At 36.1% G+C, this 22,197-nt stretch carries 16 protein-coding genes; 13 read left to right on the forward strand and 3 right to left on the reverse strand.

What is annotated here, in order from left to right; genetic code table 11:
* Positions 1-44: 44 nt before the first annotated feature.
* Positions 45-1,040, reverse strand: a complete 996-nt coding sequence (gene moaA, locus FcAc13_RS09605) for a GTP 3',8-cyclase MoaA (protein ID WP_187756007.1) — start codon at positions 1,038-1,040, stop codon at positions 45-47.
* 797 nt (positions 1,041-1,837) lie between these two features.
* Here moaA and rne point away from each other — a divergent pair.
* The 5 genes from rne to FcAc13_RS09630 all read left to right on the forward strand — a co-directional run bounded on the left by rne (position 1,838) and on the right by FcAc13_RS09630 (position 8,396).
* Positions 1,838-4,561, forward strand: a complete 2,724-nt coding sequence (rne, locus tag FcAc13_RS09610; RefSeq protein WP_187756008.1) for a ribonuclease E — start codon at positions 1,838-1,840, stop codon at positions 4,559-4,561.
* 395 nt (positions 4,562-4,956) lie between these two features.
* Complete coding sequence (locus tag FcAc13_RS09615; RefSeq protein WP_187756009.1) at positions 4,957-5,703, forward strand: ABC transporter permease subunit; 747 nt, start codon at positions 4,957-4,959, stop codon at positions 5,701-5,703.
* The gene (locus FcAc13_RS09620; RefSeq protein ID WP_187756010.1) at positions 5,696-6,580 is read left to right on the forward strand and encodes an ABC transporter permease subunit; all 885 of its coding nucleotides are present in this window, start codon (positions 5,696-5,698) and stop codon (positions 6,578-6,580) included. Before FcAc13_RS09615 ends, FcAc13_RS09620 begins: the two co-directional genes overlap by 8 nt.
* A 2-nt stretch (positions 6,581-6,582) precedes the next feature.
* Positions 6,583-7,587 carry a peptide ABC transporter ATP-binding protein gene (locus tag FcAc13_RS09625; RefSeq protein WP_187756011.1) on the forward strand — a complete coding sequence of 335 codons (1,005 nt, stop codon included), beginning with the start codon at positions 6,583-6,585 and terminating at the stop codon, positions 7,585-7,587.
* The gene (locus tag FcAc13_RS09630; protein WP_220680024.1) at positions 7,581-8,396 is read left to right on the forward strand and encodes a peptide ABC transporter ATP-binding protein; all 816 of its coding nucleotides are present in this window, start codon (positions 7,581-7,583) and stop codon (positions 8,394-8,396) included. The genes FcAc13_RS09625 and FcAc13_RS09630 overlap by 7 nt, the downstream gene beginning before the upstream one ends.
* Before the next feature lie 121 nt (positions 8,397-8,517).
* Here the strand turns inward: FcAc13_RS09630 and FcAc13_RS09635 are convergent, their stop codons facing one another.
* Positions 8,518-8,802 (reverse strand): pyrimidine/purine nucleoside phosphorylase, encoded by a 285-nt coding sequence (locus FcAc13_RS09635; RefSeq protein ID WP_187756013.1) that lies wholly within the window; start codon positions 8,800-8,802, stop codon positions 8,518-8,520.
* A gap of 247 nt (positions 8,803-9,049) precedes the next feature.
* Here FcAc13_RS09635 and FcAc13_RS09640 point away from each other — a divergent pair, with 247 nt between their 5' ends.
* The 8 genes from FcAc13_RS09640 to tuf all read left to right on the forward strand — a co-directional run bounded on the left by FcAc13_RS09640 (position 9,050) and on the right by tuf (position 21,474).
* On the forward strand, positions 9,050-10,618 hold the full coding sequence (locus FcAc13_RS09640; RefSeq protein ID WP_187756014.1) for a TerC family protein: 1,569 nt from the start codon (positions 9,050-9,052) through the stop codon (positions 10,616-10,618).
* A gap of 156 nt (positions 10,619-10,774) precedes the next feature.
* Positions 10,775-12,547 (forward strand): YbaL family putative K(+) efflux transporter, encoded by a 1,773-nt coding sequence (ybaL, locus tag FcAc13_RS09645; RefSeq protein ID WP_187756015.1) that lies wholly within the window; start codon positions 10,775-10,777, stop codon positions 12,545-12,547.
* 73 nt (positions 12,548-12,620) lie between these two features.
* Positions 12,621-13,955, forward strand: coding sequence for an NCS2 family permease (locus FcAc13_RS09650; protein ID WP_187756016.1), 1,335 nt, complete (start codon positions 12,621-12,623; stop codon positions 13,953-13,955).
* An 871-nt stretch (positions 13,956-14,826) separates the two neighbouring features.
* The gene (xylB, locus tag FcAc13_RS09655; RefSeq protein ID WP_187756017.1) at positions 14,827-16,284 is read left to right on the forward strand and encodes a xylulokinase; all 1,458 of its coding nucleotides are present in this window, start codon (positions 14,827-14,829) and stop codon (positions 16,282-16,284) included.
* Between the two features lie 779 nt (positions 16,285-17,063).
* Positions 17,064-17,438 (forward strand): 30S ribosomal protein S12, encoded by a 375-nt coding sequence (gene rpsL, locus FcAc13_RS09660; protein WP_039105705.1) that lies wholly within the window; start codon positions 17,064-17,066, stop codon positions 17,436-17,438.
* 95 nt (positions 17,439-17,533) lie between these two features.
* The gene (gene rpsG, locus FcAc13_RS09665; RefSeq protein ID WP_187756018.1) at positions 17,534-18,004 is read left to right on the forward strand and encodes a 30S ribosomal protein S7; all 471 of its coding nucleotides are present in this window, start codon (positions 17,534-17,536) and stop codon (positions 18,002-18,004) included.
* A 109-nt stretch (positions 18,005-18,113) separates the two neighbouring features.
* A complete protein-coding gene (gene fusA, locus FcAc13_RS09670) occupies positions 18,114-20,219 on the forward strand; it encodes an elongation factor G (protein WP_187756019.1) in 2,106 nt (701 codons plus the stop codon).
* A gap of 70 nt (positions 20,220-20,289) precedes the next feature.
* Entirely contained in the window at positions 20,290-21,474 is a 1,185-nt protein-coding gene (tuf, locus tag FcAc13_RS09675; protein ID WP_187756020.1) for an elongation factor Tu, read from the forward strand.
* 154 nt (positions 21,475-21,628) lie between these two features.
* Here tuf and rraA read toward each other — a convergent pair whose 3' ends face one another.
* Entirely contained in the window at positions 21,629-22,120 is a 492-nt protein-coding gene (rraA, locus tag FcAc13_RS09680; protein WP_187756021.1) for a ribonuclease E activity regulator RraA, read from the reverse strand.
* Between the last annotated feature and the right edge of the window lie 77 nt (positions 22,121-22,197).

Genomic DNA, 22,197 nt, shown 5'->3' on the forward strand with positions numbered 1-22,197 from the left:
TAGTAAATCTAGCATCAAGTGAAGCTTAAATTAGTGAGTAATTACTAACCACCAATAATGGAAAGCGTTTGTATCATCCCGGCATTATGTTGATGAAGGTAATGTGTTGGCGGTTTTATTTTTAAGGTGGTGAGAATGCGTTGTTTTAACAAAGCAGATTGGGCATGATCTTGTAATAAATCACGTAAATCAATCGCCGCAGCACCAAATAAGCAGTAATGTAATTTTCCAGTAGCCGATATGCGTAAGCGATTGCAACTTTGGCAAAAGTCTTTACTATAAGGCATAATTAAACCAATCTTACCTTGATAATCGTCATGACAATACACTTTAGCCGGTCCGGCTAAAAATTGTTTTAGTTGCAACTGCCAACCTTGTTGTATGAGTTGTTGTTCTATACTTGCCCCAGAAACATAATAGCGCGAAAAATGTGAGGCACTACTGTTAGTCTCCATTAATTCGATATAGCGTAATTCAACGGGGCGATGTTTAATCCATTGTAAATGCGTACTAAGGTTATCATTTAATCCTTTCATTAAAACCGTATTGATTTTCACCTTCGTCATACCATTTGCTAGTGATTTTTCAACACCATCTAAAATGGAATGTAACTTATTTTCACCAGTAATGAGTTGAAATAATTGTGGTACAAAACTATCAATACTGACATTGAGTGACGTCAACCCTGCATTATGCCACTCTACAATACGTTCATTAAGACGATAACCATTCGTCGTTAATGCAACATCCTTAATCATTGGATATTTGGCAATTAATTCGATGATTTGGGTTAAATCACGACGCAATGTTGGTTCACCACCGGTTAAGCGAATTTTTTTAACACCTAACTCGCCAAAGGTTTTAATAAGCTGGTTTATTTCATTGTAGGTTAAAAATTGTTGAGAATGATGAGATTGATAACCATTAGGTAAACAATATTGACAGCGAAAATTACACAATTCTGTTATGGATAAGCGTATGTACTCAAACCGTCGTTGATAATTATCAACTAATAATGAATCAACTAAAGAATTTTGCATCAAAAGCACCTTTTAAAACAGGTAGCATAACCCCATTTATATTACACCGAATAAAAATCGATGGTAACAATTCTATCCGACCATTAAAACTTAGCGATTTTAATGTATAAGTTAACACATTATCAGTCTCTTTATGTTTATAAAGACTCAGATAGGCGTGAAAATCATAATTAATTGGCTAAGATTGTTCAATATATTATTTCTAATAAATAATTTATAGCTTATTAATAGATAATAGCTTTCAATATAGAGTAATTCCAAACATTTTAAAATAATTTGATAGGGTTTAATAACGTTTTCATGTAGTATATATTTAGATCATAGCATAAACAGTTTAATTTACTTGCTATCCTTGTCTGAAATGATAATAATATAGTCGGAATTATCTGCTTATAATGCAGCAATGGCATCAGACATTATAAGTAATTGGTTGAATTTAAATAAATTTTATTAACACATAAAGTTTACAGAATAACAAATTGATTAGAGCTCATTTTAAATAATGGCACAATAAAATTTAAATTGAAGGGTAAATCAGGCTTCGCTTGATAAGGTATGGAACATTCAATTTAAAATACAAATATCACGTTTTTGAAGTATGGGTTGTTTACTAAAAATGCCCGTATTTATGATACTAGAGCATAATATTCACATAAAATAATAACAACGACAATATTAATAAAATAATGAATATTTGGTATGTGTATTTAATACGTATTTAAAAATGCAATTAAAATAAGTTCTCTTTTCTAGTTTGCTTTGTTCTGTGACTTTTGAAAAGTACAGAGTGTAGAATAATGAAAAGAATGTTAATTAATGCAACGCAGCAAGAAGAGTTGCGTATTGCTCTCGTAGATGGTCAACGTCTATATGACCTTGATATCAAAAGTTTGGGTCATGAGCAAAAGAAAGCAAATATTTATAAAGGGACCATTACTAAAATCAATCCAAGCCTAGAAGCAGCATTTGTTTCATATGGCGGTGAACGTGATGGTTTTTTACCTTTAAAAGAAATAGCGAAAAGTTATTTTCCTAACGATATTACAGAACGTCGCAGTATAAAGCATCTTCAAGAAGGTCAGGAAGTTCTGATTCAAATTGAAAAAGAAATTCGAGGTAAAAAAGGCGCCGCTCTAACAACTTACATCAGCCTTGCTGGTAGTTATTTGGTTTTAATGCCAAATGATTCTAAAGCGGGTGGTGTTTCAAGACGAATTGAAGGCGAAGAGCGTGCTGATTTAATACGCAATATTGATGCCCTAGAGAAACCAGAAGGTATGGGTATTATTGCTCGTACAGCTGGCGTAGGTAAATCACAAGAGGAGTTACAACAAGATCTTGATGCGTTAATTGCCTACTGGAATGCTATTCAAACGGAAGCTAAAAATCATCCTGCTCCAAGTCTTATCCATAAAGAAAGTGACGTGATTACGCGTGCTTTTAGAGACTATTTACGCGATGATATTGGTGAAATTCTAATTGATAACCAAAAAGTACTTGAAGCAGCCAAAAAACGTTTAGTAGATTTAGGTCGGGTAGAATATTTAGATAAATTAAAACTTTATACCGGTGAAATTTCACTATTTAGCCATTTCCAGATTGAAGGACAAATTGAGTCAGCCTTTCAACGTGAAGTTAGATTACCATCTGGTGGATCGATTGTTATAGACACCACTGAAGCCCTCACTGCGATAGATATAAACTCAGCTAAATCGATCAAAGGTAGTGATATCGAAGAGACCGCATTTAATACAAATCTTGAAGCTGCTGATGAAATCGCTCGTCAATTACGCCTACGTGACCTAGGTGGTTTGATCGTTATTGATTTTATTGATATGACCCCCATCCGTAATCAACGTGAGGTTGAAAATCGGTTAAAAAAAGCAATGAAATCCGATCGTGCTAGAATTCAAACGGTACGTATTTCGCGTTTTGGGTTGCTCGAAATGTCGCGACAACGACTCAGTCCGTCTTTAAGAGAAGCAACTCATCATATCTGCCCTCGTTGCCAAGGCACTGGAACTATTCGTGACAACAATTCGTTATCGCTGTCAATCCTGCGCTTAATTCAGGAAGAGGCGATGAAAGAAAATACAACGCAAATTGATGTGATAGTGCCTGTAGCAATCGCCAGTTATTTATTAAATGAAAAACGTCGTGCTATTACTAACATTGAAAAAAATTATCCTAATATCAAAATCGTTATTGCTGCTGATAGTGAAATGGAAACACCTCTTTATAAGGTTATTCGTAAACGTAGTGGCGAAGAAACAGACGTATTAAGTTATAATTTGCCAAAACTCATTCGTGAACTTGAGGAAGAAGAGGAAGAACAAATTACCGAAATCGTTTCCGAAGAGGCGATTTTGTCAGGTGTTAAGGTTGAACTAAATCCAGAAATTAACAAAGCTAAACCAGAACAAATTCACCCAGTCAAAACGGGTTTCTTTAGTTCTCTTATGAAAAAATTAGGTGGTTTATTTGCTGCAAAACCTAACGTTGAAACAGCAAAAAATACCTCAAATAAAACCGAACCGACAGCTAAAAGCCGTAATTACAAACGAACCCCTAATCCTCGACGTCAATCGAATAGAAATAATACTAATATTAGTGATATTAAAGAAAAAGAAGCCAACAAAAACAATCATCGCACACGCGCTAATAGCAAAGTAGCGACACAACCGATCGCAAATCAAGCCGTATCATCAACTACGATTGATGCTATACCACAGCCAAAAGCAGAAGTTAAACCAAGACGTCCACAACGACAATTGGTTAAAAAAGTGCGAGTGACACGGGAAGAACAGGATGACGCAAGCCAAAATAGCGTCCCATCTGAAGCTTTAATCGCCGTGCCAATGATTGCCACTATTTTACAACCTGTTTTGTTAGGCAACTTACCTAACCCTAAAACTAATCCAGAAGATAATGTCAATCCATTTAATCGTCGTACACGCAAGACTTCGCGTCATTTAAGATTAAATGGGCAACGCCGGAAAAAAACAAGAAATACAGCCCGAACCAACTCGCCAATGCCGTTAACAATGGCAGTTTATTCGCCTGAATTGGCTTTAGGTAAAATTAACATTGATTATAGTTTTGTAAACGATAGATTAAGCACTAAGCAAGATCAGAGCCAACCTGCACAAAATGCCAGTAACTGTGTGGATCATATGATTATTCCAACGTTATTAACGCCAATTGTATTTAAAACAGCAAATGTGCAACAAGCTGTCGTTAAAACAGAAATGTTTATAGCACCAACGCTTGAAACAGTAACTCATATAGAGGTACATGAGGATAAGGTATCGAATCAAGACAATATCACTTTACCCAAAATTGTCGGATTCTCCTCCTCATCCATGACAAAAGCACCTGCGCCAAGTGTTAATTCTGAAACATCACCGCTAACGATTGTTCATCGTGATGAATCTAACTATCAATATCTTGGTAAAGAAAAAACAAACGGACTCAATACTAAAAATCATGCTTACTCAAGTGCTGCTAAACCAACACATTAAGTGATTACGATCTTGGTGTGGTATTTACCACACCAAATCGGTTTTATTAATTGAGTTTGTTTATGAGGTAAATTCGCATAACATATTAACGGTTATTCATTGTTGATATTCAATTTTTATATTTAAAATGATAATTTCTAAATGGAAATAAATGTTTTTGGTTGTGTTAAACGTTTTGCGAGCTATTAAAGAGATCGATAATGCTAATTTACATCATAAAGAAATTGTTTTCATTTTTAATTTTGTTTTTTTTATTATCTTTAGTTAGTGTTAGTGTATTATATTTTTCTCCCAATAATTCACTTTATCATCTAACCTTCTATCAATTTTATTATGATTTTTATTATCAATTGCTTAGTAATCATCCGTTATCATTACCGTTATTTGATTACAATATGTCTGAAATTTTACAACATGTTTTCTTACCAACCACAGAATTAGGCTTATTGGCAATTTTCTGTGCCATTATTATTGGTTTTCCGATTGGTGTTATATCGGGGTTATCGAGCAATAGTCGTTTTATTCATATCTTACGTTTACTATGCTGGTTGCTCTATGCTAGCCCATTAGTTTGGATCGCTATTTTAATTATTAGGTTATCAACAGTTGATTGGCATTTTACGCAGCATATTGATTATTCATCAACCATTGGCAATTCATCTTTGATAACAATATTATCAACTAATAATGACCATAAACTACCGTTGTTAGTTAATCATATTACACCGTTATTGCTTCCAGTTATCATTTTAACAATCCAACCATGTATTACCACCATTCAAATCGTTAGTGAGCGAGTAAAACTGATCGCTAATCAAAACTATATAAAAGTCGCGTATATTAAAGAAAATGCATCATGGAAGGTGCTATTCAGGCATTTATTACCAAATGCTATTCCCAAAATAATTCCACAATTAACCGCTAACATTACCACCTTATTGTTTTCAACAATGGTTATTGAAATATTATTAAATCGGTCAGGAATGGGCACATGGTTACTGTATGGCTTCTATCAACACAATTTTAGCATCTTAGCATTAACGTTATTAGGCTGTGGTATTATCATTAGTTTGTTGATGCTGCTAAGTGAAATTCTAGTAGTTATAATCTATCCAACACAATCAAGGCCATTGCATGAATAAAATAAGCAATTTCCTTAGCAAAATTGGCAATAGTATTGTCAATTTTAAAAACACCATTCATAGCAATATTTATCTTATTATTGGTTGCTATGGTATTTTAACCATAGTTTTTATCTGTTATTCAACTAAATGGCTATTTCATGCCACGCTCGCGCCGATATATGAAAACTTATTACCTCCAGCTTGGCAGAATAAAGGCGACATTAATCACATTCTCGGTACCGATGAACAAGGTCGAGATATCTTCAACTATTTATTATTAGCCTACAAATCTTCAATTAAATTAACGTTATCCGCCACCGGTTTTGTGGTCATAATCAGTGCAGTAATTAATTACCTTTTATTTTTTATCGCACCATTACGTCCATTATTTTCAATGTGTTTTAGAGTTATTATCTCGTTTCCGCCAATCCTCAGTGCAATCGTCGTCGCGCTATTTTGGGATAATGATATCGATGCAATATTGATCATTATTGGGTTAGCCTATCTGCCCAGATTTGTCCATAACATTGATTTACACATTATGCAAGAATGGCAAAAAACTTATATCACTGCACATCGTTTAGATGGTATTCCAACGGTAAAAATTATTAATTTTTATATAATTCCTAATATCTTACCGGCTTATCTGACCGAAATCACCAACCTTTTTAGCAATATCATTTTGGCTTTAACGGTACTAACTTTTCTTGGTTTTGGAAGTAGCAATTTTCGCCACCCTGATTTAGGGGTGATGATGAATAACATGTTGACCATCATCCATGATAACTATTGGGCTTTTTTTATCAGTGGTATCGCTATAATTGTCACGATTTTACTTATACATTTGGTTAATTTAGGGATCAATATTATCTTAGCTAAAAAAGGTGAAAGTTAGTTATGGCATTATTAGATATCCGAAATCTTACCATTGAATTTATTACCTCTGACGGATTATTACGTGCAGTAGATCGCGTAAATTTAAAATTAAATGAAGGTGAGATCAGAGGATTAGTTGGCGAATCGGGATCGGGTAAAAGTCTCGTTGCGAAAGCAATTTTAGGTGTTACAAATAAAAATTGTAAAATCACCGCCGATCGTTTCTTTTTCGATGGTGTTGATTTACTAAAATTAACGAATAAACAACGTCGAAAAATAATTAGCGCTAATATTTCGATGATCTTCCAAGAACCACAATCTTGTCTTGATCCGACCATGAAAATTGGTCGATTACTTATTCAATCCATTCCATCGTGGACATTTAAGGGGCATTTTTGGCAACGATTATTTTGGCGTAAAAATCGCGCAATTGAGTTATTACATCGGGTTGGTATTAAAGAGCATAAAGAAATTATGAATGCTTATCCATACGAACTGACTGAAGGTGAATGTCAAAAAGTAATGATCGCTATCGCACTAGCTAATCAGCCTAAATTACTAATAGCTGATGAACCCACCAATGCAATGGAATCCACCACGGAAGCACAAATATTTCGTTTATTAGCCAGTTTAAATCAGAATTCAGGTACCACGATTTTATTAATTAGCCACGATTTACAAATGGTAACCCGATGGACTGATCGGATTAATGTCTTGTATTGCGGGCAGACCGTAGAGGTGGCTAATAGCGAAGAGTTGATAAAAAAACCTTACCACCCTTATACACAAGCATTGATTTTTGCAATACCTGATTTTGGCAAGGCTATGCCACATAAAAGTCCATTAAATACTTTAGCCGGTGTCATTCCGCCTTTAGAACATTTGCCAATTGGTTGTCGATTAGGCCCACGCTGTCCTTATGCTCAAAAAAAATGCATTGAGACCCCCGAGTTGATCACCATTAAAGATCATGCTGTTGCCTGCCATTTTCCACTTAATATAGAATTACCGGATAATAAATCATGAATCCAGCGCTAAAAGTTCGTAATTTGTCGAAACGATTTGCTATACCAAAAGGATTATTTGGTCATCTTTATATAGATGCGGTTAAACCGGTGTCATTTTCGCTTAATGAAGGCAAAACCTTAGCAATAATCGGTCAAAATGGCTCCGGTAAATCAACGTTGGCTAAAATGTTAGTTGGAATGATTAAGCCTGATAGTGGAGATATTTGGATTGAAGATCAAAAATTAGAATATGGTGATTATCATACACGTAGTAAGCTTATCCGTATGATTTTCCAAAATACCGATAGCTCATTCGATCCGCGTTTGAAAATCGGCAAAATACTGGATATTCCTTTAAAACAAAATACGCGACTGACGGCCTACGAACGAGAACAATTAATTTATGATGTATTAAAGCAAGTAGGGTTATCCGCTGAACATGCTAACTACTATCCTTCCGTCATGGCTGTAGGGCAAAAACAACGTGTGGCGCTAGCCAGAGCTTTGATACTTAAACCTAAAGTGATTATTTTTGACGAAGCCTTAACGGCCTTAGATATTTCAATGCGCTCACAAATTATCAATTTAATGTTATCGCTGCAACAACAACACAATTATTCCTATGTTTATGTTACGCAAGATATCGGTATGATGAAACATATCAGTGATCAGATTCTAGTAATGCATAACGGTGAAATTGTTGAAAGTGGTAATACTGCTGAAGTACTTGCTTCGCCATTAAGTGAGATTACACAAAAACTTGTCCACAGTTATTTTGGTGAAGCACTTACTGCCGATACATGGCGTACCGATACTCGCGCTTTTTAATTAAAGTGATTTGGCAAGATTGAGTCATTCCCTATGACTATTATTTTTTTGCTACTAAGTGAATTGACTCAAAATTATTATTTAATCCAGCTAGTTAAATTGCTATTCATAGGCAACGGTATTAAAGATAACGGCATAAGTACGCTGTTGGTTCAGCAACTTGAACACTGAATTCACTTTTTCCTTGAACATGGAAGACTTGACCCACCTGTAAAATTTGCCAATCTTTTGCTGTTGGTAATAATACATTTAACGAACCAGAAATAATGGTGATTTCCTCAGGAAAATTAGTACTAAAAGTATAATCCCCTGGTACCATTACCCCTATACTGGATTCACCACTATTGGCATTGTGAAAATGGATTGATTTTACTTTACCGCTGAAATATTCATTGATTGTTAACATAAAAACTATCCCATTATTTGTTACATGAGATATGAGTATACAAAAAAAACGTATTAATCTGAAGTCAGTTTAACTCGTTATTATTAATAATTAACTTATTGATTTTTTAAATAAAAAATATATACATGAGTATATTTTGAATAATATTGAGTAATAAGAGCAAATTATCATTGATTTAATTGATAAAACCGTCCAGAATTAACCACTGCAGCATGTGCTGTTTAACTTAAAGGTAACCACCTGCTTTATGGAATGGATCATGGATCCAACAATTTGGATTGGTCTTTCGACTCTGATTGTTCTTGAAATCGTCCTCGGCATTGATAATATCGTTTTCATTGCTATTCTTACTGAAAAAGTTCCGCCAGAAAAACGCGATCATGCGCGTATTACCGGTTTATCTTTAGCATTAATTATGCGGATAATTCTGTTGATGTTTACTGGTTGGCTCGTTACATTAACCGATCCGCTTTTCACCCGATTTGGTATCACATTTAATGCGCGCCAACTGATTATGCTTGTCGGCGGTATTTTCTTATTATTCAAAGCAACAATGGAGCTTAACGAGCGATTAGAAGGATCGGCACAAGAAAATGACCGACAAAAGAAAACCTCTCATTTTTGGACTGTCGTTGCACAAATAGTAATACTCGATGCAGTATTTTCTTTAGATTCAGTTATTACCGCTGTTGGCATTGTTGAACAAGTTCCTATTATGATAATCGCGGTCTGTATTGCGATGGTTATCATGATGTTAGCCAGTAAACCGCTAGCCTATTTTGTTAATTCTCACCCAACTATTGTTATTCTCTGTTTGAGTTTCTTGTTAATGATTGGCTTTAGCTTAGTCGCTGAAGGTTTTGGATTTGCAATCCCGAAAGGTTATTTATATGCAGCGATTGGGTTTTCAATTCTCATCGAACTGTTTAATCAAATTGCTATTTTCAATCGTCAACGTTTCCTTAATACTAAGCCGTTACGACAACGCACCGCTGAAGCAATTTTAAACTTATTAAAAGGCGATAACGAAGATGAAGAACTCACCATCAATACCAGAGATAACGTAACTGAGAATAGTAAAAATACCGATGTTTTTAATGCGCAAGAATTGAGTATGGTCGAACGCGTTCTTGGTCTGGCCCAACGTTCAGTGAGTAGTATTATGACATCCAGACAGAATATCAGTATGATTAATATTAATGATAAACGTGACGATATTTGGCAAGAGATTAATGAAAACCAACATACACGGTTAATCGTCACTGATGATGCGTCAATCGATGAACCTTTAGGTATAATACAAGTAAATGATTTAGTTAAAGAAATTTTAAATAATCAACAAAACTTTTCAATTGCAAAGTTGATTAAACAACCGCTTATTTTTCCAGAAACGATTTCATTATTAACGGCTTTAGAACAGTTTAAAACCGGTAAAACACATTTTGCATTTGTGGTTGATGAGTTCGGCTCAATGCAGGGCGTGGTATCCGTGACTGATGTCATGGAAACAATAGCTGGTGAATTCCCAACAGAAAATGATGAAGTTGATGCAAAACATGATATTCAATGTCAGGGAGAAGATTGTTGGATTGCTAATGGGTATATTCCACTTGAGGAGTTAGTACGCTTTGTTCCGATCGAATTAGACGAACGCCGAGAATATCATACCTTAGCGGGTCTATTGATGGAAAAATCACAACATATTCCAAGTGTTGGAGAAATCATTAAATTAGATGATTATCTATTTGAGATTCTAGAAATTGATAGCCATCGCATTGTTAAAGTTAAAATTAGTCATATCGCTCAACATCATTAATCTAATTTTCTGCGTCAGGGGCAACAAATGCCCCTTAGCGATATGATAACGAAACAATAAACAAAAATTTCAAAATATTTAAACCAATAACTAAAAAATACGCTAAAATAAATATCGAAATTTTTTCATCCATGAACAACGCTAAATGAGGTGGAGATGCACGATACTGGACCATTACTTGCTGCAATCATCGGTGGTATCGTTTTAGCCGCTATTTTAGGTATGTTAGCCAACCGATTGCGAATTTCACCATTAGTCGGTTACCTTATTGCAGGTATTATTTTTGGTCCATCAACCCCTGGCTATGTTGCTGATACGGCGATCATAAGTCAATTAGCTGAGATCGGTGTAATTTTGCTCATGTTTGCGGTCGGCTTGCACTTCTCTATCAAAGATTTACTCACGGTAAAAGCTATTGCTATTCCTGGTGCAATCACACAAATAGCTGTCGCAACCTTATTAGGGATGGGGCTATCGGCAATCATTGGATGGTCAATCATAACCGGTCTCGTTTTTGGTCTCTGTCTTTCAACCGCAAGTACAGTGGTTTTACTTCGTGCTTTACAAGAAAAAAATTTAGTTGAAAGTAAACGCGGTCGCATAGCGATTGGCTGGCTGATTGTCGAAGATATGGTAATGGTATTAACGTTAGTTTTATTACCCCCAATTGTTACTATGCTAAATAATAGTGATGATATCAATTTGTGGTATCTAGCAATGCAAATCACTAAAACTATCGGCTTAGTGATTATCTTCATTACTTTTATGATGTTAATTGGTAGACGATTAATCCCATGGTTATTAGCCAAAAGTGCCAGTACAGGATCAGAAGAATTATTTACCGTTTCAGTATTAGCGATTGCATTGGGTATTGCCCTAGCTGCGGTACAATTATTTGGAGCATCGTTTGCTTTAGGAGCCTTTTTTGCTGGAATGGCATTAACTGAATCGGAATTAAGTCACCGTGCTGGTAATAATATCTTACCGCTAAAAGATGCTTTTGCCGTGCTATTTTTTGTCTCGGTTGGTATGCTGTTTGATCCGCATATCTTAATTGAACACCCATTATCGACACTTTGCACCGTAGTTATTATTATTTTTGGAAAATCCATTGCAGCTTATTTTATCGTCAGATTATTTGGTAATAGTAAACGGACGGCTTTAACGATTTCTGCTAGCCTTGCTCAAATTGGTGAATTTGCCTTTATTTTAGCAGCATTAGGTAAATTATTAGCTGTGTTTCCTGATGATGCATATAGTTTAATTCTGGCTGGAGCAATAATCTCAATAGTGATTAATCCAATTATATTTAATCTGATTGAAAGATATTTATCGAAAACCGAAACCATCGTCGATAAAATGATTGATCCGATAGCGGTAATTAATCAACAAGTCCCTCAAAACCTAAAAGATCATGCCATTCTAGTTGGTCATGGACGCTTAGGAAGCACTATTGCAGCACAATTAAAAAACCAAGATATCCCATTTGTGGTAATTGATAATTCATTATCACTTATTGAACAATTGCGTCATGATCATATTGCCGCAGTATTTGGTAATGCATCTAATCATGAAATATTAGATATAGCGCAAATTAATACTGCAAAATGGTTAGTAATTTCAATGCCTAATGGCTATGAAGCGGGTGAAATTTGTTCACTTGCCCGAGAAGCAAGGACTGATCTTGCGATTTATGTTTGTGCTTTCTATGATGATGAAGTGGAATATATTGTTGAACATGGTGCAACAGGGGTAATTACTGGTAAGCATGAAATTGCAAAACATATCCTAAATTTAATTAATCTTTCACCTGATTCTTTGTCTTCGAATACTGAAAATATGGATAAAAAACAAAACATCAGCAAGAACAAAATGAACATTTCAATCAATGCTAACTTACCAGAAGGAAATGGCAGTCCAATCGAATAATTATTTGACTTTACTAAGTTATTTGTCATAGTAACGTCGCTTTATTTAATTTATTAATCAATTAGGTTTTAATATGACTCATCTGAAATCGAATAATCAGCAATCTTTATTTGAAAAAATATTTCAATTAAAAGAAAAAAAGACAACCGTAGGTACAGAATTTATCGCTGGATTCACGACATTTCTTACCATGGTGTATATCATTTTTGTTAATCCAACCATCCTTTCTGCTACAGGAATGGATAAAAATGCCGTATTTGTCTTAACCTGCCTTGTCACCGCATTTGCTAGCATTTTAATGGGTCTATTTGCCAATTTGCCCATTGCTTTAGCCCCAGCTATGGGCTTAAATGCTTTTTTTGCGTATGGGATCTGTATTGGCATGGGTTATTCATGGCAAGTCGGTATGGGGGCTATTTTTTGGGGTTCTTCAATCTTTTTCTTATTATCGATATTTAAAGTACGTTACTGGCTTATTTCCAATATTCCGCATTGTTTAAGAATTGGGATTAGTGCTGGTATTGGATTATTTATTGCTTTTATGGGCTTTAAAAATATGGGTTTAGTGGTTCATTCTGAAGCTACTTTGTTAACCATTGGCGATATTTTATCTCTAAATGTATTACTTGGCGCACTGGGTTTCTTTATCATTATCATCTTAGCTGCTCGTAATGTTCATGCTGCGGTATTGGTTTCCATCGTTGTTGTCACGTTATTAGCACTTTACTTAGATCCGAATATTCATTATGACGGTATCATTTCTATGCCACCGGATATTTCAACTGTTGTTGGGCATGTTGATCTAACGGGTTCATTAAACTTAGGCATAATGGGAGTTATTTTTTCTATTATGATCGTGAGTTTATTTGATTCTTCGGGAACCATTCTAGCCGTTACCGATAAAGCAGGAATTGCCGATGAGCAAGGTCGTTTTCCTAAAATGCGCCAAGCATTATTAGTTGATAGCTTCAGCTCTTCATTAGGTGGTTTATTTGGTACATCATCAGTATTAACCTATATTGAAAGTACCGCCGGTGTTTCTGTTGGTGGTCGTACTGGTTTGACTTCTGTTGTTGTCGGTTTATTATTTTTAATTGTTATCCTCTTTTCACCACTCGCCCACTTGGTACCAACTTACGCAACATCTGGAGCATTAATTTTTGTTGGCATTTTAATGGTATCGAGTTTAGTTAAAATTAATTGGCATGATTTAACCGAAGCTACGCCAGCATTCATTACCGCATTAATGATGCCTTTTGCCTTTGCTATTACCGAAGGCGTAGCATTAGGTTTTATTTCTTACGTTATTCTTAAGTTATTTACTGGCAAATTTAAAGAGTTAAATATTTGTGTTATTGCGGTAGCAATTTTATTTATCCTCAAATTTGTCTTTATTGATCATCACTGATGCCATTTTTTCTATTTCTACCGTTAATAAACGGTAGAAATAGTGTCCATCAAAGCACAACATGCTGTTGTATTGAGGCTTGATGCCTATTCCAGTCTATTACGTTTCTAGCATTAGAGTCTTATTTTAATGATACACTTTTGATAAATAATGATATGCAAATAATCAATCTCGATTACCCATTTTATATAGTTTGATCTATTTCACAAAAAACAAAAATATATGCATATAGATTACAACATTTATAATCCCTCTAGACTACAATCAATCATGACAACAAAACGATGATTTTACCAATTTACTAATGCCATTTAGAGGAATATTATGAATGAAATTAGTTTAGGTTAAACGTTGGGCGAGAAGCGATATGTTTGATTCAAGATCAGTTAACGATTCTAAGTAAGCGAGTGCTGATCGGATACCAAATAACGTTGAAGAAAATACTTTGGATATGTTTGAATTAAAAACGCCGTTCTAAAACTGAGAATTTAATTTCAATTACTAAATTACGACGTCAAAGAGTGGATAAATATGATAGTTACAGCCATATCGCTACAATTGATACTATGGCATTAGTATTAAAAAGGCTAAAAAATTTTAGCTGATAAAACATTCAATCAAAAATTAATCGCTCGTTATACAAGCAAGACTGAGAAAATAGGTTAAAACATTTTAGAAGGTAGGCTATTACTATAATAAATCGCACAATATTATTTACTACATGATCTCAATCTAAATGTTATAGCAGTAAACAAGAAAAATTAGAAAATCAAGTTAACCTGTTTATTTTGGTCAGACTGTCTTTTATATAACAAGGAACAAGACAAATTAATATGTCGTTTTGTTCGCATAACTATAGTGGGGAAATAATATGTATATCGGTATTGATTTAGGTACATCAGGCGTCAAAGTGATTCTGATGGATGAACAGCAAAACATTATAGCTTCCCATAGCGAAAAACTAACAGTATCGCGTCCTCATCCATTGTGGTCAGAACAAGATCCACAACATTGGTGGCAAGCAACAAATATCGCCATGTTGGCACTTAAACAGCAACATAATTTGCAGCCTGTAAAAGCAATGGGTTTAAGCGGGCAAATGCATGGCGCGGTATTATTAAATAAACAATCTCAGGTATTAAGACCTGCCATCTTATGGAATGATGGACGCAGCGATACCCAATGTCATGAATTAGAAAAACAAGTGCCAACATCAAGAAAAATTACGGGTAACCTTATGATGGCAGGTTTCACAGCACCGAAACTTAAATGGATACAACACAATGAACCTGACATTTTTACACAAATTGATAAAGTCCTCTTGCCTAAAGATTATTTACGTTTGAAAATTACTGGGCAATTTGCATCAGATCTATCTGATTCAGCAGGCACAATGTGGTTAGATGTTGAAAAACGTGATTGGAATGATCCGTTATTAGAAGCCTGTGGTTTAACTCGACAGCATATGCCTACCCTATTTGAAGGCAATCAAATTACTGGTTATGTCAATGATGATATCGCACAAAGTTGGGGAATCAACTCAATTCCTGTTATCGCTGGCGGTGGTGATAATGCAGCCGGTGCAATTGGTGTAGGACTTTTTCAACCTGGTCAGGCAATGCTATCACTTGGTACTTCTGGAGTTTATTTTGCCGTTACTGATCACTTTATTAGCCAACCTGAACAAGCTATTCATAGTTTTTGTCATGCCTTACCCAACCGTTGGCATCTTATGTCTGTAATGTTAAGTTGTGCCTCTTGTCTTGATTGGGGGTGCCAATTATTGAAGCTAGAAGATGTTCCAACCCTATTATCTTTAATTGAAACTGAAGCATCCAATAATAAACCACCACTACACTTTTTACCTTACCTTTCTGGTGAAAGAACTCCTCATAATAATCCACAAGCGAAAGGTGTGTTTTTTGGATTAACTTATCAACATAGCCAAGTAGATTTAGCTAGAGCCATTCTATGTGGTGTAAGTTATGCCCTTGCTGATGGTATAGATGCCGTTAATCAGACGGGCGTTACACCCGAAAAAATTATGGTGATTGGTGGTGGTGCACGTAGCGCATATTGGCGCCAATTAATTAGTGATGTTTCAGGCTATACTATTGAATATTGCGAAGGTGGTGAAGTTGGGCCAGCTCTAGGCGCAGCAAAACTTGCGCAAATTGCTTGTCATCCCAATATTCCGTTGGAAAAACTATTAACGCCTTTACCCGTGATTCAAATTCATCAACCGAACATGATCCACAATCAATATCACCAACAACAACGTGTAATATTTAGAAAACTATATCAACAACTTAAACCATTAATGGTATAATCATAATGAAGCAGGAACTGTTTATTATATGCTTTCCTGCTTTTCAGATACTTTGATAGCGCCGATTTTTCCTTCATAAATTACAAAGATATTTTTTTCATTATACTCATCTTAAATTCATTTTACGCAATCGATTGTGCTGGAGACCTGTCAAAATCACTAGCTTAAATCTAATTTCCTGTTACTAAACATGGATTACAATAACTCTATCTCATCAGTCAGCTCATATTTATAATGACATTATTAAGCATGTAACCCAAGTCACATTAACTGAAATTCATAAATTTAAAACCAAATTTTATAATAATATAATACCAATCAATAAGTTATAGTAAAAAATAAATCATGATATTTAACAATATCCCACATCCGTTTTTTATTGTCGTTAACCGACCGAAACCTAGCAAAGAAAATTGGAAATCGATTAAAACGCCGTTCAATAATTTTTTGGGGTTAATTAATAGCTCATACTGCCGACTTTAATAACTAGTATTTCAAACAAAAGCTGATAGTTACTTTTGCAAATTATTTACCACTAATTTTGGTCAAAAAATTTACCAAACCCTTCTAAAAAAGTAATATCGAAGATTTTCACTATATTTTTTAATAGATGATAAATAGTTTAATTAACCAACATAGGGTAATACTTGACATTATGCCTCATCAGGACTAGAATCTTGCGACCCAAATACTATATCTTACGGTATTATGGGTACAGTTGTTTTTACGTATCTAAAAAGTAGTTTTAATTATTTATTAAATAAATCAGGAGCTTATTAATGGCAACAATTAATCAGCTGGTACGCAAACCAAGAGCACTAAAGGAAGCAAAAAGTAACGTTCCTGCGCTTGAAGCATGCCCGCAAAAACGCGGTGTTTGTACTCGTGTTTATACTACAACACCTAAAAAACCTAACTCAGCATTACGTAAAGTATGTCGTGTACGTTTAACTAACGGTTTTGAAGTGACTTCTTACATCGGTGGTGAAGGTCACAACCTACAAGAACATAGCGTGATTTTAATCCGTGGCGGTCGTGTTAAAGACTTACCAGGTGTGCGTTATCACACCGTGCGTGGAGCGCTTGACTGTGCTGGTGTTAAAGATCGTAAACAAGCCCGTTCTAAATACGGCGTTAAAAGACCTAAAGCTTAATGGTTCTCCGTTAAGTAAGGCCAAACTATATCATTCCATTTAACTCATTTGAGTTTTGGGTAAACCTGAAAAATTATTGAAAACGGAGTAATCCAATGCCACGTCGTCACATTGCTGGTCAGAGAAAAATTCTACCTGATCCTAAGTTCAGTTCAGAATTACTAGCTAAATTTGTAAATATTTTAATGATAGATGGTAAAAAATCTGTCGCAGAATCAATCGTATATTCAGCTCTTGATACGCTTGCAGAACGCAGCGGTAAAGATCATTTAGCTGCTTTTGAAGTTGCACTAGATAACGTAAGACCAACTGTAGAAGTTAAGTCTCGCCGTGTTGGTGGTTCTACATACCAAGTACCTGTCGATGTACGTCCTGTACGTCGTAATGCACTTGCGATGCGTTGGATTGTAGAAGCTGCACGTAAACGTGGCGATAAATCAATGGCTTTACGCCTTGCGAATGAATTAATGGATGCTTTTGAAAATAAAGGCACTGCTGTGAAAAAACGCGAAGATGTTCATCGTATGGCTGAGGCTAATAGAGCGTTTGCACACTATCGTTGGTAATCTTGCCACTGGTATTAAGTGGCTTGAAATTAGACTGATAGCACATATCTACTGTCAGTCAACCTAAATGATATTTTATTAAGCAAACGATTCTAAATAGAGGATTAATATGGCTCGTACAACCCCTATAGCACGCTACCGCAATATCGGTATCAGTGCACACATTGACGCAGGTAAAACGACAACTACTGAACGTATTTTGTTTTACACTGGCGTAAGTCACAAAATTGGTGAGGTTCATGATGGCGCAGCGACCATGGACTGGATGGCACAAGAACAGGAACGTGGTATTACTATCACCTCAGCAGCGACAACTGCATTCTGGTCTGGTATGGGACAACAATTTGAACCACACCGTATCAATATCATCGACACCCCGGGACACGTTGACTTCACCATCGAAGTTGAACGTTCTATGCGTGTTTTAGATGGTGCAGTAATGGTTTACTGTGCGGTTGGTGGTGTTCAACCTCAATCTGAAACAGTATGGCGCCAAGCAAACAAATATAAAGTTCCGCGTATCGCATTTGTCAACAAAATGGACCGTATGGGTGCTAACTTCTTACGTGTGGTTGAGCAAATCAAAACACGTTTAGCGGCAGTACCTGTTCCATTAGTATTACCAATCGGTGCTGAAGAAGGCTTTACTGGTGTTGTTGATTTACTTAAACGTAAAGCAATTAACTGGAATGATTCAGACCAAGGTACAACCTTTACTTATGAAGATGTGCCAGCGGATATGGTTGAGCAAGTTGAAGAATGGCGTGCAAACTTGATTGAAGCTGCTGCTGAAGCTAACGAAGAGTTAATGGAAAAATACCTAGGTGGTGATGAGTTAACTGAAGAAGAAGTTAAAAAAGCACTACGCGAACGTGTACTTGCTAATGAAATCATCTTGGTAACATGTGGTAGTGCCTTTAAAAATAAAGGCGTTCAGTTCATGCTTGATGCCGTTATTGAGTATCTACCTGCACCAACTGATGTCCCTGCAATTAAAGGTGAATTACAAAATGGTGAACCAGCAGAACGTCATTCAAGTGATGATGAACCATTTGCTGCACTTGCATTTAAAATTGCAACTGACCCATTTGTTGGTAACTTAACCTTCTTCCGTGTTTACTCTGGTGTAGTTAACTCTGGTGACTCAGTGCTTAACTCAGTTAAGGATCGTAAAGAACGCTTTGGTCGTATCGTACAGATGCATGCGAACAAACGTGAAGAAATCAAAGAAGTTCGTGCGGGTGACATTGCAGCAGCAATCGGTCTTAAAGATGTCACAACTGGTGATACGCTTTGTGCTGAAAATTCACCAATTATTCTTGAAAGAATGGAATTCCCTGAGCCGGTTATCTCGGTTGCAGTAGAACCTAAAACTAAAGCTGACCAAGAAAAAATGGGTATTGCTTTAGGTCGTTTGGCTAAAGAAGATCCATCATTCCGTGTCTGGACTGATGAAGAATCAAACCAAACTATCATCGCTGGTATGGGTGAATTACATCTAGAAATCATCGTAGACCGTATGAAACGTGAATTTAACGTTGAAGCGAATGTCGGTAAACCACAAGTTGCTTACCGTGAAACAATTCGTACAACCGTTAAAGACATCGAAGGTAAACATGCAAAACAATCTGGTGGTCGTGGTCAATACGGTCATGTTGTTATCGACTTATATCCATTAGAAGCGGGTGGTGCTGGTTACGAATTTGTTAACGAAATCAAAGGTGGGGTAATTCCTGGTGAATTTATTCCTGCAGTAGATAAAGGTATCCAAGAGCAATTGAAGTCAGGTCCTTTAGCTGGTTATCCGGTAGTGGATCTTGGTGTGCGTTTACATTTTGGTTCTTACCATGATGTCGACTCATCCGAAATTGCCTTTAAACTTGCCGCATCAATGGCATTTAAAGAAGGCTTCATGAAAGCTAAACCTGTACTTTTAGAACCAATTATGAAAGTAGAAGTTGAAACCCCTGAAGATTATATGGGTGACGTTATCGGTGACTTAAACCGTCGTCGTGGTATGATCGAAGGAATGGATGATACTGCAACAGGTAAAACTGTTCGTGCGCAAGTACCTCTTTCAGAAATGTTTGGCTATGCGACAGACCTTCGTTCACAAACACAGGGTCGCGCTTCTTACTCTATGGAGTTCTTGAAGTATAACGAAGCACCTTCAAACATCGTAACAGCAATTATTGAAGCCCGTAAAGCAAGATAATTATTTATATATAAATAAAGTAACACTTCCCTACAACATGAGGGAAGTGATTTAATAAAGGAACATTAAGATGTCTAAAGAAAAATTTGAACGTACAAAACCCCACGTTAACGTAGGTACAATCGGCCACGTTGACCATGGTAAAACAACTTTAACTGCAGCAATTACTTCAGTACTTGCTAAAAAATACGGTGGACAAGCACGTGCATTCGATCAAATCGATAATGCACCAGAAGAAAAAGCACGTGGTATTACCATCAATACTTCACACGTTGAATACGATACACCGACTCGTCACTACGCACACGTAGACTGCCCGGGCCATGCTGACTATGTTAAAAACATGATCACCGGTGCAGCACAAATGGACGGTGCTATCCTAGTAGTAGCAGCAACAGATGGTCCGATGCCACAAACTCGTGAGCACATTCTATTAGGTCGTCAGGTAGGTGTTCCTTACATCATCGTATTCTTAAACAAATGTGATATGGTTGATGATGAAGAGTTATTAGAATTAGTTGAAATGGAAGTCCGTGAACTTCTATCTCAATACGATTTCCCGGGTGATGACACACCAGTTATTCGTGGTTCAGCGTTAAAAGCGTTAGAAGGCGATGCAGCATGGGAAGACAAAATTGTTGAATTAGCGGAAGCGTTAGACACTTATATTCCGGAACCAGAGCGTGATATCGACAAACCATTCCTACTTCCAATTGAAGATGTGTTCTCAATTTCAGGACGTGGTACAGTGGTAACAGGTCGTGTAGAAAGCGGTATTATCAAGGTTGGGGATGAAGTTGAAATCGTGGGTATCAAAGCGACCACAAAAACAACTTGTACAGGCGTTGAAATGTTCCGTAAATTACTAGACGAAGGTCGAGCGGGAGAAAACGTTGGTATCTTATTACGAGGAACTAAACGTGAAGAAATCGAACGTGGTCAAGTGTTAGCCAAACCAGGTTCAATCACCCCACATACAGATTTTGAATCAGAAGTTTACGTATTAAGCAAGGAAGAAGGTGGTCGTCATACTCCATTCTTCAAAGGCTACCGTCCACAGTTCTACTTCCGAACAACTGACGTAACAGGTACTATTGAATTACCAGAAGGTGTAGAAATGGTAATGCCAGGCGATAACATCAAAATGACAGTATCGTTAATTCACCCGATTGCGATGGCAGAAGGTTTACGTTTTGCTATCCGTGAAGGTGGTCGTACTGTTGGTGCGGGTGTTGTTGCACGAGTTATTAAATAATTGTTGTAAATTACAACGATATACTAAAAGGCCGCTTCATGCGGTCTTTTTTGTCTATTCAATAAATAACAGCTTATTTTATCGATAAAAAAACTAGTATTAAAAATACTAGTTAGAAGAGTAAGTGAGAACTAAAATTGAAATAACAAAAATATTATTCTTCATCAATGGTTAAAGCAATTTCTGACAAAATAATTCCGGTATTATCAGCATAGACAAAATCATCAGTAAAAAAGGTAACACCACCAAAATTGACCCGAATATATGTCTCACCAACACCCTGATCTTCAGCACCAACTGGAATTGAAGCTAAGGCTTGGATACCAATTTCTGCTTCTGCAAGGTAATCAACTTGTCTCACAGCACCATAGACAATTATACCTTCCCAGTTATTCTGAACTGCAATATCAATCAATTCAGCATCTAGTAGCGCTCGACGTACCGAACCTCCACCATCAATAACTAATACTTTACCAGAACCGTCATTTTGCAATACTTCAAAAAGGAGACCTTTGTCTTCAAAACATTTCACTGTTACTACTTGACCGGAAAAAGATAAAACTCCACCAAAATTAGTAAATAACGGTTCGACAACGTTGACATCTTCTGGGTAATAATCACATAAAATAGAAGTATCAAAATCCATATAAATTCCCCTTTAAGAACTGTTAATAGGTTAAGTATAATGCTAAAAGCGTTTATCTAGCAAAATACCTTTTTATT

This window comes from Frischella japonica (assembly GCF_014489845.1).
Taxonomy (GTDB): domain Bacteria; phylum Pseudomonadota; class Gammaproteobacteria; order Enterobacterales; family Orbaceae; genus Frischella; species Frischella japonica.

Excerpts from the sequence above, each read along its gene's own strand:
- moaA (WP_187756007.1), bottom strand. The coding sequence starts at position 1,040 with ATGCAAAATTCTTTAGTTGATTCATTATTAGTTGATAATTATCAACGA.
- rne (WP_187756008.1), top strand. The coding sequence starts at position 1,838 with ATGAAAAGAATGTTAATTAATGCAACGCAGCAAGAAGAGTTGCGTATT.
- FcAc13_RS09615 (WP_187756009.1), top strand. The coding sequence starts at position 4,957 with ATGTCTGAAATTTTACAACATGTTTTCTTACCAACCACAGAATTAGGC.
- FcAc13_RS09620 (WP_187756010.1), top strand. The coding sequence starts at position 5,696 with ATGAATAAAATAAGCAATTTCCTTAGCAAAATTGGCAATAGTATTGTC.
- FcAc13_RS09625 (WP_187756011.1), top strand. The coding sequence starts at position 6,583 with ATGGCATTATTAGATATCCGAAATCTTACCATTGAATTTATTACCTCT.
- FcAc13_RS09635 (WP_187756013.1), bottom strand. The coding sequence starts at position 8,802 with ATGTTAACAATCAATGAATATTTCAGCGGTAAAGTAAAATCAATCCAT.
- FcAc13_RS09640 (WP_187756014.1), top strand. The coding sequence starts at position 9,050 with ATGGAATGGATCATGGATCCAACAATTTGGATTGGTCTTTCGACTCTG.
- ybaL (WP_187756015.1), top strand. The coding sequence starts at position 10,775 with ATGCACGATACTGGACCATTACTTGCTGCAATCATCGGTGGTATCGTT.
- FcAc13_RS09650 (WP_187756016.1), top strand. The coding sequence starts at position 12,621 with ATGACTCATCTGAAATCGAATAATCAGCAATCTTTATTTGAAAAAATA.
- xylB (WP_187756017.1), top strand. The coding sequence starts at position 14,827 with ATGTATATCGGTATTGATTTAGGTACATCAGGCGTCAAAGTGATTCTG.
- rpsL (WP_039105705.1), top strand. The coding sequence starts at position 17,064 with ATGGCAACAATTAATCAGCTGGTACGCAAACCAAGAGCACTAAAGGAA.
- rpsG (WP_187756018.1), top strand. The coding sequence starts at position 17,534 with ATGCCACGTCGTCACATTGCTGGTCAGAGAAAAATTCTACCTGATCCT.
- fusA (WP_187756019.1), top strand. The coding sequence starts at position 18,114 with ATGGCTCGTACAACCCCTATAGCACGCTACCGCAATATCGGTATCAGT.
- tuf (WP_187756020.1), top strand. The coding sequence starts at position 20,290 with ATGTCTAAAGAAAAATTTGAACGTACAAAACCCCACGTTAACGTAGGT.
- rraA (WP_187756021.1), bottom strand. The coding sequence starts at position 22,120 with ATGGATTTTGATACTTCTATTTTATGTGATTATTACCCAGAAGATGTC.